11 protein-coding genes are annotated in these 13297 nt (G+C 44.2%); 8 read left to right on the forward strand and 3 right to left on the reverse strand.

Going from position 1 to position 13297, the window contains the following annotated elements:
* Nucleotides 1-25 precede the first annotated feature (25 nt).
* From nqrF to sthA, 4 genes are all read left to right on the forward strand, one after another.
* On the forward strand, nucleotides 26-1252 hold the full coding sequence (gene nqrF, locus ACMXYR_RS07595) for an NADH:ubiquinone reductase (Na(+)-transporting) subunit F (protein ID WP_415884511.1): 1227 nt from the start codon (nucleotides 26-28) through the stop codon (nucleotides 1250-1252).
* 7 nt (nucleotides 1253-1259) lie between these two features.
* Entirely contained in the window at nucleotides 1260-2294 is a 1035-nt protein-coding gene (locus ACMXYR_RS07600) for an FAD:protein FMN transferase (protein WP_415903549.1), read from the forward strand.
* A 9-nt stretch (nucleotides 2295-2303) separates the two neighbouring features.
* The gene (gene nqrM, locus ACMXYR_RS07605) at nucleotides 2304-2543 is read left to right on the forward strand and encodes a (Na+)-NQR maturation NqrM (protein WP_415884513.1); all 240 of its coding nucleotides are present in this window, start codon (nucleotides 2304-2306) and stop codon (nucleotides 2541-2543) included.
* A gap of 87 nt (nucleotides 2544-2630) precedes the next feature.
* On the forward strand, nucleotides 2631-4034 hold the full coding sequence (gene sthA, locus ACMXYR_RS07610; protein ID WP_415903550.1) for a Si-specific NAD(P)(+) transhydrogenase: 1404 nt from the start codon (nucleotides 2631-2633) through the stop codon (nucleotides 4032-4034).
* A 46-nt stretch (nucleotides 4035-4080) separates the two neighbouring features.
* On the opposite strand, the gene ACMXYR_RS07615 is transcribed toward sthA, so the two are convergent.
* Nucleotides 4081-4482 carry a hypothetical protein gene (locus ACMXYR_RS07615; RefSeq protein WP_415903551.1) on the reverse strand — a complete coding sequence of 134 codons (402 nt, stop codon included), beginning with the start codon at nucleotides 4480-4482 and terminating at the stop codon, nucleotides 4081-4083.
* Between the two features lie 402 nt (nucleotides 4483-4884).
* Entirely contained in the window at nucleotides 4885-7113 is a 2229-nt protein-coding gene (locus ACMXYR_RS07620) for an NADP-dependent isocitrate dehydrogenase (protein WP_415903552.1), read from the reverse strand.
* 373 nt (nucleotides 7114-7486) lie between these two features.
* Here ACMXYR_RS07620 and ACMXYR_RS07625 point away from each other — a divergent pair, with 373 nt between their 5' ends.
* Together ACMXYR_RS07625 and ACMXYR_RS07630 are read left to right on the forward strand one after the other, a co-directional pair.
* The gene (locus ACMXYR_RS07625) at nucleotides 7487-7675 is read left to right on the forward strand and encodes an oxidoreductase-like domain-containing protein (RefSeq protein WP_415903553.1); all 189 of its coding nucleotides are present in this window, start codon (nucleotides 7487-7489) and stop codon (nucleotides 7673-7675) included.
* A gap of 14 nt (nucleotides 7676-7689) precedes the next feature.
* Nucleotides 7690-7851, forward strand: coding sequence for a hypothetical protein (locus ACMXYR_RS07630; protein ID WP_415884518.1), 162 nt, complete (start codon nucleotides 7690-7692; stop codon nucleotides 7849-7851).
* Between the two features lie 81 nt (nucleotides 7852-7932).
* Here ACMXYR_RS07630 and rne read toward each other — a convergent pair whose 3' ends face one another.
* Nucleotides 7933-10626, reverse strand: coding sequence for a ribonuclease E (gene rne, locus ACMXYR_RS07635; protein ID WP_415903554.1), 2694 nt, complete (start codon nucleotides 10624-10626; stop codon nucleotides 7933-7935).
* A 503-nt stretch (nucleotides 10627-11129) separates the two neighbouring features.
* Here rne and rluC point away from each other — a divergent pair.
* Both rluC and ACMXYR_RS07645 read left to right on the forward strand, forming a co-directional pair.
* The gene (gene rluC / locus ACMXYR_RS07640; RefSeq protein WP_415903555.1) at nucleotides 11130-12098 is read left to right on the forward strand and encodes a 23S rRNA pseudouridine(955/2504/2580) synthase RluC; all 969 of its coding nucleotides are present in this window, start codon (nucleotides 11130-11132) and stop codon (nucleotides 12096-12098) included.
* Between the two features lie 10 nt (nucleotides 12099-12108).
* On the forward strand, nucleotides 12109-13209 hold the full coding sequence (locus tag ACMXYR_RS07645; protein ID WP_415903556.1) for a DNA-binding protein: 1101 nt from the start codon (nucleotides 12109-12111) through the stop codon (nucleotides 13207-13209).
* Nucleotides 13210-13297: the final 88 nt, after the last annotated feature.

Raw genomic sequence — 13297 nt, forward strand, 5'->3', positions numbered from 1 at the left:
TGGTCGACAAAGGAAGGATTAGCCAATGAATGCTGAAATCGTTCTAGGTGTTGTCATGTTTACTGCAGTGGTGCTTGCACTAGTAGCAGTAATTTTGGCAGCTCGCTCTAAACTAGTAAGTTCTGGTGACGTTACGATTAACATCAATAACGATCCAGAAAAATCAATCACAGTACCTGCTGGCGGTAAACTGCTACAGACACTTGCTGATTCGGGTATCTTCATCCCTTCTGCTTGTGGTGGCGGTGGTACTTGCGCACAGTGTAAATGTGAAGTTCACGCGGGTGGTGGTTCTATGCTACCAACTGAAGAATCTCACTTTACAATGCGTGAAGCTAAAGAAGGCTGGCGTCTATCTTGTCAGGTAGCTGTTAAGCAGGACATGGACATCGAACTTGAAGAAGAGATCTTCGGTGTTCAGAAGTGGGAATGTACTGTTGAATCTAACCCTAACGTTGCTACGTTCATCAAAGAGCTGACTCTACGTCTGCCTGAAGGTGAGAATGTAGACTTCCGTGCAGGTGGTTATGTTCAGCTTGAATGCCCACCTCACGTTGTTAACTACAAAGATTTTGTGATCCAGGAAGAGTACCGTGGTGATTGGGATCAGTTCAACATGTGGCAGTATGTGTCTACAGTAACTGAGCCAACTATCCGTGCTTACTCTATGGCGAACTACCCAGAAGAGCGTGGTGTTGTTAAATTTAACATCCGTATCGCGTCTCCACCTCCGGGTACTGATCACCCACCAGGTATCATGTCTTCTTACGTATTCAACCTTGTTGAAGGTGATAAGATCACTGTTTACGGACCATTTGGTGAATTCTTCGCGACTGATAACGACAGCGAAATGGTATTCATCGGTGGTGGTGCAGGTATGGCACCAATGCGTTCACATATCTTTGACCAGCTTAAGCGTTTGAACTCTACTCGTAAGATCTCGTTCTGGTACGGTGCGCGTTCTTTGCGTGAATCGTTCTACAACGAAGAGTACGACATGCTTCAGGATGAGAATGATAACTTTAAGTGGCACTTAGCGTTATCTGACCCTCAGCCAGAAGATAACTGGGATGGTATGACTGGCTTCATCCACAACGTGTTGTATGAAAACTATCTGAAGGACCATGAGGCGCCTGAGGATTGTGAGTACTACATGTGTGGACCGCCAATGATGAACTCCGCTGTAATCCAGATGCTTCTGGATCTGGGTGTGGAGCGTGAAAATATCTTCCTTGATGACTTCGGTGGTTAAGTAAGATATGTTTGTCAAAAGACAAGCCTACAAATGGCCGGCAGCTCAGCTGCTGGCCATTTTGTTTTTATTGGCTTTGTTATCGGCCTGTAAGGAAAAGCCTCCTGAGGTTAAATCTCATCAAGGTTTAACAATGGGGACGACTTATACGGTCAAGTGGATTCCTATTCAGAATCAACCTGCTATCAATCCAGCGGTTTTCAATCAGGCTTTGCTAGAAGTAAATCAAGCAATGTCGACCTACATTGATGATTCCGAACTTTCTCTTATCAATAAGCTTCCTGCGGGTGGTTCTGTTGAGCTTTCTGATGATCTAGCCTTCCTTCTGTCCAAATCCATCGATATAAGTGCTCTTTCTTCAGGTACGTTTGATGTAACTGTTGGGCCACTTGTAAATTTGTGGGGCTTTGGGCCGGATGGGCGTATAATTAAGGCGCCATCCCAGCTTGAGATTCAGCAGGTTCAGCAGGAGATTGGATATAACTATTTGGAACTTAATGGCCAAATGCTAACCAAAGAGAAGGCTAGTTATATTGATCTATCAGCGATTGCTAAAGGGTACGGTGTAGATGTGCTTGCGACTTTATTAGAGGAGCGGGGCGTCGAAAGCTATCTTGTTGAAATTGGTGGTGAGTTGCGAGCTAAAGGGTTAAAGCCTGATGGTAGTGAATGGAAGATTGCTATTGAATCTCCGACAGCAGGTTTTGATCGCTCGGTTCAGCGAATAATCGCAGTGAAAGATGTAGGTATAGCTACGTCAGGAGATTATCGAAACTATTTTGAAGAGAATGGTGTTCGTTTTTCTCATACAATAGATCCGTCGACTGGTCGTCCGATTACGCATAGATTAGCATCTGTTACGGTGCTAATGCCGAGTTGTGCCGAGGCTGATGCCTATGCCACAGCGATGATGGTTATGGGTGAAGACAGGGCGCAAGCATTTGCGCTTGAAAACGGTATCGAAGCATTTTTTATCATTAAAGCCGAGAGTGGATTTGTTGAGAAAATGACTCCTGGTTTTAAACAATATCTGGTTCAATAGGTTTTAATTATGAGCACAATTATCTTATCTTTTGTCATCTTGTTATGTGTCATAGTCGCCATGTCTGTTGGCGTGATTTTGGGTCGAAAGCCTATTAGTGGTTCTTGTGGTGGTTTGGCTAACGTCGGTATTGAAGGTAAGTGCAGTATCTGTGGTGATGACCCTCAAAAATGTGAAGAAGAGCAAGATAGACAAGCTAAAGAAGAAGCATCTGCAGATCTAAGTTACGAAGTTAAATCTAAAGAATAATTGAGAGCTACGTAACTAAGAGTAAGCTGGTCTTAATAAAAAGATCAGCTGAAACAATAAGATATAATTATAAGATAGGGGTAAATGATGGCGGTATATGACTATGATGTCATTGTGATAGGTTCCGGTCCTGCTGGTGAAGGTGCAGCAATGAACGCCGCGAAAAAAGGGCGTCGTGTAGCTGTTATCGAAGAGCAGGAGGCCGTAGGTGGTAACTGTACGCATAAAGGTACAATCCCGTCTAAAGCGCTTCGCCACTCTGTAAAACAGATCATAGAATTTAACACTAACCCTATGTTCCGTGATATCGGTGAACCACGCTGGTTCTCCTTTCCTAAGGTTTTAAAGCGTGCAGAAAAAGTTATGTCCAGCCAGGTAATGCTGCGTACAAACTTCTATGCGCGTAACCGTATTGATGTTTTCTTCGGCGTTGCTGAGTTTGAAGATAAAAATACAATAATTGTACGTGGTACCACTAAGGGTGATGAGGCACTGCGTGCTAAGAACGTTGTAATTGCTACAGGTTCTCGTCCTTATACGCCAGCTGATATCGACTTCGACCATCCTCGTATCTATAACTCTGATACTGTTCTCAAACTAAGCCATACGCCTCGCACATTGATTATCTATGGTGCTGGTGTTATCGGTTCTGAGTACGCTTCTATTTTCAGTGGCTTAGGCGTAAAAGTCGATTTAGTTGATAGTCAGAGTCGTCTGCTGTCTTTCTTGGATGCTGAAATCTCTGATTCTTTGAGCTATCACCTCCGCAACAATGCTGTGAAGATTCGTCATAACGAAACTTATGAGAGTGTTGTGGCTGATGAGCGTGGTGTTACGCTTACGCTTCAGTCTGGCAAGAAAATTCGCGCAGACGCTTTCCTATGGTGTAATGGCCGAAGTGGTAATACTGAGACGCTGAAATTGGAAAATATCGGCCTAGAGGCTAATAGTCGTGGTCAGCTAGAAGTTGATGATCACTACCGTACAGCTTGTGAGGGTATCTACGCTGCGGGTGACGTAGTGGGCTGGCCAAGTCTAGCATCTGCTGCGCTGGATCAGGGGCGTGCAGCCGCTGCAGATATGTTGTCTGCCGAAGACTTCCGTTATATCAACGAAGTACCTACCGGTATCTACACAATTCCAGAGATTAGCTCTGTAGGTAAAACTGAAGAAGAGCTAACCAAAGAATGTGTGCCTTATGAAGTAGGTCAGGCTTTTTTTAAAGACACTGCGCGAGCACAGATCTACGGCCAGCCAGTTGGTATGCTTAAGATTCTTTTCAATCGTGATACTTTGGAAATTCTCGGTATTCATTGCTTCGGTGAGCATGCATCAGAAATTGTGCATATCGGTCAGGCGATTATGGCTCAAGATGGTGAAGCGAATACACTTAAATACTTCATCAACACGACGTTCAACTATCCAACAATGGCTGAGGCTTATCGAGTTGCTGCTATTGCAGGCTTGAATCGTATAGCTAACCTTTCCTAAAGTTTTTTGTTTTTGGGTGGAAAAAAGCACGCATTTGCGTGCTTTTTTATTGTCTACAAGAAGAAAGGGCATTATTGAATTGTGCTAAAAAGTTGGGTTGTGAGGATAGAAACTCTTTAGAAAAATATACACCAAGTGGCTTGTTACGATTTAGTACAGATCTGACTTTTTCTTGATGTCCAAATCCTTCAATCAGATTGTTCATGACCTGATCGTTAGCTAGGATGGCATCAACCCTTCCACTGAGTAGGAAGGATAGTTGCTTCTGGTTGTCTTGTGGTGGGTTGTTGATGGTTTGGAAGTCATTCTGCAATAGCAATTTCTGCATATTAGCCCCTAAGAAACTGGTAACTATGCCTTTCTGCTTGAAGTTATCTGCAGTTGAATCAAGCGGGTTGTTTTTCAGTAAATACCAAGTCCATTTCTGTTCAGCAATAATCTCTGTCATAACCGCATATCTATCTCGATCAGGGTTATGTGATGGACAAAAAAACCTTCAGCTTTGTTGTGCCTCACCATGCTTTGTGCGCGCTTCCACAGTGTGACAATTGTTTCTAGCGAGTGCTAGGGTATTTGGGTCATGGCGCACTTGACCACCTCAACTGCTGTGCCGGTGATTAAGTTATCTTGAATGTGGCTATAGGGTGGGAGCTGATGTGTGGTCAGTCTAATATTTTCTGCTATGGCTATCTGGGGCAAGATAAAGATGCATGCTAGTGACCATAGTTTGATTGGACTTCTCATTGGACTACGAATTGATTTTAGCTCTTTGTTTATGAGTATAGTGAAGACTGTAGTAGATAATAAAAAACCCGGCATAAGGCCGGGTTTTTCGTTAGCGAGTCGCTAATTATTTAGTTGCTGCTGCAAGTGCTGCATTTAGTGTAGCGCTAGGGCGCATAACTTTTTTAACTAATTCGCGTTTTGCGTGGTAGTAACCGTCAAGCTCAGCTGGAGAGCCTTGACACTCTGCAAGTTCAGAGATGATCTGATCTTCTTGGCTTGTTAGCGCTTCAGCCAGCTCTTTAAAGTCTGCTGCAAGCTCTGGATCTTCAGTTTGAGCTGCTACTTCTTGTGCCCAGAAAAGGCCTAGATAGAAGTGGCTGCCACGGTTATCTAGCTCGCCAGTCTTACGAGAAGGGGATTTGTTCTCTTCTAGTAGTCGGCCAGTTGCTGCATCTAGTGTCTTGGATAGAACTGCAGCTCGCTTGTTACCCTGTTTGATGCCTAGATCTTCTAGAGAAACGGCTAGAGCTAGGAATTCACCTAGGGAATCCCAACGTAGGTGGTTCTCTTCTTCAACCTGCTGTACGTGCTTAGGAGCTGAGCCGCCTGCGCCAGTTTCGTACATGCCGCCACCTTTAAGCATTGGCACAATTGATAGCATTTTCGCAGAAGTACCAAGCTCAATGATTGGGAATAGGTCGGTTAGGTAGTCGCGTAGTACGTTACCAGTAACGGAGATAGTGTCTTTACCGCGAACCATGCGATCCATAGTGAAACGAATAGCTTGGCTGTAAGATTTAACGTAAATCTCTAGGCCGTCAGTGTCGTGATCTTTTAGGTATTCGTTAACTTTCTTAGTTAATTCAAGATCGTGCGCACGTTCTTGGTCTAGCCAGAAGATAGCAGGAGTGTCGGACTGGCGAGCACGAGTAACAGCTAGTTTAACCCAGTCACGGATTGGCTCATCTTTAGTTTGGCATGCGCGCCAGATATCGCCTTTCTCAACTTCGTGTTCCATGAGAACAGTGCCATCCGCAGCTACTACACGCATTGTGCCTGCTTCAGTTTCGAAAGTTTTGTCGTGAGAACCGTATTCTTCTGCTTTCTTAGCCATCAAGCCAACGTTTGGAACTGTACCAATTTTAGTTGGGTCGAAAGCGCCGTTTGTTTTACAGAAGTTGATCATGTCTTGGTAGATACGTGCGTAAGTGCGCTCTGGCATTACTGCTTTAGTATCTTTTGGACGACCATCAGGGCCCCACATTTTGCCACCGTTACGGATCATTGCTGGCATAGAAGCATCAACGATTACGTCGGATGGAACGTGTAGGTTAGTGATACCTTTTACAGAATCAACCATCGCCATTTCTGGGCGGTGTTCGTGGCATGCGTGAATCGCTTCTTCAATCTCTTCACGCTTGGAGCGTGGAAGATCAGCGATCTTATCGTATACGCTACCAATACCGTTATTTGGGTTTACACCAAGTTCTTCGAAGAAGTCACCGTACTCATCGAATAGCTCTTTGTAGAATACAGTTACAGCGTGACCGAAAACGATAGGGTGGGAAACCTTCATCATTGTAGCTTTAACGTGTAGTGACCACATAACGCCAGTTTCTTGAGCGTCTTGCAGAGTCTCTTCAAAGAATTCACGTAGGGCCTTGCAGCTCATGCGCATGCTGTCGAAGATTTCACCTTTTTCTAGGCTAACTTCTTTTTTAACTTCAACGTTGCCAGCTGGATCTACGAATTCGATACGAACTGTGCCGGCTTCTTCCATAGTTAGGGATTGTTCGCTAGAGAAGAAGTCTCCGTCGCGCATGTAATCGGCGTGTGTACGAGAAGCCTTACTCCATTTGCCCATAGAGTGTGGGAATTTTCTAGCAAAAGCTTTTACTGCACCTGGTGCGCGACGGTCAGAGTTACCTTCACGTAAGACTGGGTTTACTGCAGAACCAAGGATTTTTGAGTAGCGCTGTTGTGCGTCTACATCTTCATCCGTCTTTGGATCTTCTGGATAATCAGGGATATCGTAGCCCTGGCCTTGAAGCTCAGTGATGCATGCTTTTAGCTGAGGGATTGAAGCACTGATATTTGGAAGCTTGATGATGTTTGCTTCCGGATCTTGAGTTAGTTCGCCTAGAAACTTTAGGCCATCTTCAACACGCTGTTCTGCAGTAAGCTTCTCAGGGAAGGCGGACAGTACGCGCCCAGCTAAAGAGATATCTGTGATTTTTACGTCGATGTCTGCTGCAGAAGTGAAAGCTCTTACAATTGGCAGAAGTGAACATGTCGCCAAGGATGGTGCTTCGTCGGTTAGGGTGTAATAGATGGTTTGTTTTTTTGTAGTCATTGTAATCCCCAAAGTTTTATGGCAGTGCGGCCAAGGGTTTAAATCAAGGTGGCTTGTGGCCGCCTTTCTCCACTATTTTTAAACCCGATGGTTGTAATTTAGTGACAGAATTATACTGAAATTAGACGCTGAGTCATACGTCTGGCCTATGTACTTATGGCTAATGTTGTTGTGTTTTTACAACTTTTTTTTAATTTTGCGCTTGTTGCAATGCAAAAAAGCGCTAACTCGTTAGTTTTTTTGTAGTTCGACTACTATTTATAGCTTACTTTTGTTGCAGTTTTTGTGTTGAGTGCTTGTGTGATACTTTAGGTTTAATTGCAATTTCAATAGGTGTTTTCTTTTGTAGAATGAACTTGTGAGTGAGGTTTATATGAGTTCGAAAGAAAAGCCAGTTCCCCCTGGGGACTTTGAGTGTTGCGAAAGTGGGTGTTCTCAATGTGTCTGGGATATCTATTTTGATGAGCTGGTTCAGTGGAAAGCTGAGCAAAAACCTAAACAACCAAATGAAGCTCAAGACTCTCACGAAAAACGTGGAACTGAGTCGCAAGACAGACGCTAAGCGGTGGGTGATTTATGTCAGGTAAAGTTGTTAGTTTGGATGCTTCTAGAGAGAAGGCAAAACACAAGAAAAAAGAAGAAAAGTTAGAATCTATACAGAAAAGATTCGAAAAGGCTTTACCCTCAAAAGAAACTGATTCAAAGAAGAAGTTGCTGGATATTTTTAAGAAGAAGTAATTTTGTATTAATTGCTTGGTGGGTCTTTATATCAGGCAAAGAAAAAGGGGCTAAGTAGCCCCTTTTTTATTTGTTTCTAAATTATTTCTCAGTTGACTCTGATTCGGTGTTTTGACGTTTGCGAACTTCGCGCGGATCGTTAGGTGCGCGACGAGTGCGACGTTTACGAACAGGTCTTTGATTGGCTTCTGGCTCTGCTGTTGCGGTGTCAGTTGCTTCTGTGGTCTCAGTTGCTTCTGCAGTTTCAGTTGCATCTGCAGTTTCAGTCGCTTCCGCAGTTTCAGTTGCTTCTGTAGTTTCAGTTGCTTCTGTAGTTTCAGTTGCTTCTGCCGTTTCAGTTGCTTCTGTAGTTTCAGTTGCTTCTGTAGTTTCAGTTGCTTCTGTAGTTTCAGTTGCTTCTGCCGTTTCAGTTGCTTCTGCAGTTTTAGTGACTTCTGAAGTTTCAGTAACTTCTGCCGTTTCAGTTACTTCTACAGTTTCAGTCACTTCTGCAGTTTCAGTCGCAGTTGCTTCTGTAGTTTCAGTTGGCGTTGTTTCAAATGTTGCTTCAGGTGCTTTAGCTTCAGGGCTTTCGCTTGCTGTGTTTGGAGCTTTTGCTTCATCACTAGTAGCTTTAGCAACTTGTGTTGTTTCTTTAGTTTCAACTTCTGTTGCTACGTTATTAGTGCGTTTAGCAGAGCGTTCAGTGGTGCGACGACGACGGCCACGGCGACGTGGATTGCGTGGTGCTTCTTCCTGCTCTTCAGTATTCTGAGAATCTGTGTTGCTCGGATCTTGTTTGCTCTTAGCGTCTACCTGTTCGTTCTCGCCTTTGCGTTTACGGCGACGACGTTTAGGCTTATCTTCACCTTGGTTTAGCGGTTGATCTGGCTCTGGTTGAACCGTAATGATCTCGTCGTTCTGCTTAGGTGTGCGCTTACGATCGTTGTCACGACGGCGGCGCTTGCGACCTGAATCATTGCGATCGTTGCGTTTGCGTTTAGGGCGTGAAGTGCTCTTCTCTTCACTAGGCTGCTCTTGCTCAGTTGTTGTTTCTGAGGTGCCGCCACCAAAGATGCTCTTGAACATGCCGACTACACGGCTGCCTAGAGATTCGTTGCTCTTAGCTGGTGCAGGAGCTGGTGTCGCAGCTTTAGGGGCTTCTGCTACAGCTTCTGGAGCAGGTGTTTTTGGTGCAATACTACGCACAGCTGCTTGTTCGCGAGGAGCTGTAGCTTGGGAGGTAGCTGCAGCTTCTAGTGATTCAGCTTCTTCTGGTTCTGGCTGCATCGTGTAGCTTGCATCATTTGTCGTCGCTACTGTGTGGTCGTCACGTAGACGAACAACTTCGTAGTGCGGTGTTTCCATGTTCGGGTTAGGAACAATAACAACACGAACATCTTGGCGAAGTTCAATATCATGAACCGCATGACGTTTTTCGTTGAGTAGGTATGTTGCTACAGTAACCGGCAAAATTGCACGGATTTGAGCTGTACGGTCCTTACCAGATTCTTCTTCGATAAGGCGAAGAATGGATAGAGCAAGTGACTCCGTATCACGGATAGTGCCTTGGCCGTTACAGCGTGGACATACAACGCCGCGTGTTTCTGCAAGAGAAGGGCGTAAGCGTTGACGAGACATCTCAAGTAGGCCGAAGCGAGAGATTCGTCCCATTTGTACGCGAGCGCGATCAAGTTTTAGGGCATCTCTCAGGCGATTTTCTACTTCACGTTGGTTCTTGATTGGTGTCATGTCGATGAAATCGATAACAACCAAACCGCCGATATCACGCAGACGTAATTGGCGTGCGATTTCGTCAGCTGCTTCAAGGTTGGTGTGAAGTGCTGTCTCTTCGATATCACCGCCACGTGTTGCTCGCGCAGAGTTGATGTCGATTGATACCAGGGCTTCAGTTGGATCGATTACAATCGAGCCGCCAGAAGGAAGTGTTACTTCGCGCTGGAATGCAGTTTCAATCTGCGTCTCAATCTGGAAGCGATTGAACAAAGGTGTTTGTTCAGAGTAATGCTTGATTTTATTTTCGTAAGTCGGCATTACCTGCTTAACGAAGTTTTTCGCATCTTCGAATATTTGTGGGTCGTCGATAAGAACTTCGCCAATGTCCGAGCGTAGGTAGTCTCGAACGGCACGGATTACTACGTTGCTTTCCTGATAGATTAGGAATGGAGCGGGCTTCTCTTCAGAGGCTTGCTTGATAGCAGTCCATAGTGTCTGTAGGTACTCAAAGTCCCACTGTAGCTCTTCGCTTGTGCGACCAACACCTGCTGTACGAACGATGATACCCATCTGTTTTGGGACATTTACGCCAGAAAGTGCTTCTTTAAGCTGTGTGCGCTCTTCACCTTCGATGCGACGAGAAATGCCGCCTGCGCGAGGGTTGTTTGGCATTAATACTAGGTAGCGGCCAGCAAGGCTAATGAAAGTAGTTAGTGCTGCACCTTTATTGCCGCGCTCTTCTTTATCAACCTGAACAATTACTTCAGTGCCTTCTTTAAGCACTTCTTTAATATTTGGGCGTGAGCCACGAGTAGGTGGCTTGATAAAGTATTCGCGAGAAATCTCTTTAAGCGGTAGGAAGCCGTGGCGTTCAGCACCGTAATCTACAAACGCAGCTTCTAGGCTTGGTTCGATACGGGTGATTTTGCCTTTATAAATATTGGCTTTTTTCTGTTCTCTTGAGCCGGATTCAATATCCAGATCATATAAGCGCTGGCCATCAACCAGCGCTACACGCAACTCTTCAGGTTGAGTTGCGTTGATAAGCATTCTTTTCATGACGTTCTCTTAATAGAACGCTTTTCGCCAAGCCAGAGTGCCCAGAGGGTACCCGTCTTTTGGACTCACATGCAGTATTGAGGCATCTACCCGATCATTTATAGTGTCGGGCGGCTGCAATAGCCAAACCTGCAGCAATGTTGTGCGCAAGTGTTTAAGCCATCTAATCTGATGGTAATTGGTATCAATACGCAATCGGCGCATTAATCGTCCACGGTAGAGGAATCAGTAGCCTATTTCTCTTCTAGCTAATTGTTACTGCTTCTAAAAGCAGGTTCCTGGCTAAAGTACGTCTCTACCTCCAACCGGTCATACTCGGCTGGGTGAAAAGCTTTTTAATTAAATTCTTTGTTGCTGGTAGCATCTACAGCGTATTGGGCTGTGATATTTGGTCTGTATTACGGCACCTGTGAAAAAAGATAAAGCCAACAGACTGCAGCAGCGCTAGAATATAGCAGCTATCAACTAGTGCATCAATTCGGTAATCGGTTTTCATATCAAATATGTCGCAGCAAAACAGTAAAGAAGCTAGCAAGGTTCGTTTCGTCGAAATAACTGAAAATAATGAAGGGCAGAGGATTGATAATTTTTTAATCACTGCGCTTAAAGGAGCGCCTAAGAGTCTTGTTTATCGAATCTTGCGCAAAGGTGAGGTTAGGGTAAACAAAAAACGCGTAAAACCTGAGTATCGTTTACAGCTAGATGATTTGGTGCGGGTCCCACCGGTACGCTTAGCTGATAAAAAAGAACCGGCAAAGGTCAGTGATCAGCTAAGTGAGAAACTAGAGGCGTCTATTCTTTACGAAGATAATGACATTATTGTAGTCAATAAGCCCTCTGGTATTGCTGTTCATGGGGGAAGTGGTATCAGTTTGGGGTTGATTGAGTCATTCCGACAGATGCGGCCTCAATGTAAGTTTTTAGAATTAGTCCATCGTTTGGACCGTGATACATCGGGCTGCATCATGATGGCTAAAAAGCGTAGTGCTCTTAAATTAATGCATGAGTCGTTGCAGAAAAGCACTATCACTAAGATCTATCATGCGTTAGTTATTGGTAGTTGGAATGAACGCAAGCGAAAAATTGATGCGCCTTTGCGCAAGAACGAACTTAAGTCCGGGGAACGTGTCGTTAAAGTTGCTGCTGATGGCAAGGCATCTTTAACTGAATACAAAGTACTTGAACGCTTTGGTCGTGCGGCTACTTTAGTAGAGGCAAGGCCGATAACTGGGCGTACACATCAAATCAGAGTTCATTGCCAATTTGCAGGACATCCTATCGTTGGGGATGAAAAATACACACCGGACGAAGATAATGCTGCAATGCGAGAGCACGGCTTCAAGCGTTTATTCCTTCATGCGGCAGAGTTACGTTTTCCATTACCTTCAGGTGGTAGGAAAATCGTAAAAGCCCCTCTAGATATGCAATTACAAAAAGCAGTTAAGCGTTTTAAAAGTATTAATAGCAAATAGGTTTCTCTGAATGAGTGATATGGAATTAAAAGATAAAACTTATGCAACAGCAGATCGACTTTTAATGGCGGGTGTTCAGCCTACGTTATCTGTTGTCGCAGAGTCTCTTGGTCACCAACCAGCAGAGATTGAAAATTATTTTGATAGTTGGTGGCAGCTAGTACCTGAAAGATTGTCTGCTTCTGCTTCATCAATTGTCGTGCCTGATGTTCCAGAAGTATTAGCGCAAGCATTTACGCGTGTATGGCAACAAGCAGTCCAGGAAGCGAGTAGTAAGTTTGTTGAGGATAAACATCGGCAGGAAATTGGTATTGATGTCGTTCGTCGTGAGGCAGATGAATCTCTACAAGCGTCTCGAGGTCAGTTATTAGAATTAGAAGAAAAGTTGCGAAGCCAAATCAGCCGCAACGAAGAAATTCAATCGCAAATTAAAGGGCTTGAAGCCGAAATTGAGGTTTTAAAGTCAAACTTGATGGCTGAAACATCTCAGCGGAAGCAAGAAGAGCAGGCGAAATCTAATGTTGAGCAGGAGCTGACTCATTTAAGAAAAACCCACGATGACAGTAAACGTACATTTGATCAGCGGATTAAAGACGAGCAAAGGCACACGCTGGATGCAGTGAGTAAAGCTGATGCTGATGTCCGCTATTACCGTGGCGCGCTGGAAAAACTTCGTGATGAAGTAGGAAAGAAAGAGTCTGCTTTAACCAAATCTATTCATGATTTACAGGCTGAATTGGCACGTAAAGACGTAAAGCATGATACACAGAAAACCCAGATCAAAAGTCTTGAAGACGAACTTAAAAAGATCAAGCTAGACAGTACAGGCCAGAATAGGGATCTGTCTAAAACTAATACGCAGCTACTATCGGAAACTAATAAAAACAAAAGGTTAGAAAGTAAGATTAAAGAGCTTGATGAAGAGTTGAGAAAAGCTAGGCAGAAGCAAGTAGCCATTGCCAATGAGCAATCTCGTCGCGAATCCAGTGTTAGAAATCAATACAAAGATAAGGAAGAAGAGCTGGTTAGAGCACTAGCTAAGATATCTAGTTTAGAGAAAAAAATAATTACTCAAGATGAAGAGATTAGACGTTTAAACAGCCGTCTATAATTCTTATAACTTAGATGCATTAGGATAGAATTTATTCTAAACTGTTATATTAGAGTTGTTTTTTATTACTAAACGTTTATCTACCTAC

This window comes from Neptuniibacter sp. QD29_5 (assembly GCF_047778125.1).
Taxonomy (GTDB): Bacteria; Pseudomonadota; Gammaproteobacteria; order Pseudomonadales; family Balneatricaceae; genus Neptuniibacter.

Coding starts and splice junctions, on each gene's coding strand:
- nqrF (WP_415884511.1), top strand. CDS start 26: ATGAATGCTGAAATCGTTCTAGGTGTTGTCATGTTTACTGCAGTGGTG.
- ACMXYR_RS07600 (WP_415903549.1), top strand. CDS start 1,260: ATGTTTGTCAAAAGACAAGCCTACAAATGGCCGGCAGCTCAGCTGCTG.
- nqrM (WP_415884513.1), top strand. CDS start 2,304: ATGAGCACAATTATCTTATCTTTTGTCATCTTGTTATGTGTCATAGTC.
- sthA (WP_415903550.1), top strand. CDS start 2,631: ATGGCGGTATATGACTATGATGTCATTGTGATAGGTTCCGGTCCTGCT.
- ACMXYR_RS07615 (WP_415903551.1), bottom strand. CDS start 4,482: ATGACAGAGATTATTGCTGAACAGAAATGGACTTGGTATTTACTGAAA.
- ACMXYR_RS07620 (WP_415903552.1), bottom strand. CDS start 7,113: ATGACTACAAAAAAACAAACCATCTATTACACCCTAACCGACGAAGCA.
- ACMXYR_RS07625 (WP_415903553.1), top strand. CDS start 7,487: ATGAGTTCGAAAGAAAAGCCAGTTCCCCCTGGGGACTTTGAGTGTTGC.
- ACMXYR_RS07630 (WP_415884518.1), top strand. CDS start 7,690: ATGTCAGGTAAAGTTGTTAGTTTGGATGCTTCTAGAGAGAAGGCAAAA.
- rne (WP_415903554.1), bottom strand. CDS start 10,626: ATGAAAAGAATGCTTATCAACGCAACTCAACCTGAAGAGTTGCGTGTA.
- rluC (WP_415903555.1), top strand. CDS start 11,130: ATGTCGCAGCAAAACAGTAAAGAAGCTAGCAAGGTTCGTTTCGTCGAA.
- ACMXYR_RS07645 (WP_415903556.1), top strand. CDS start 12,109: ATGAGTGATATGGAATTAAAAGATAAAACTTATGCAACAGCAGATCGA.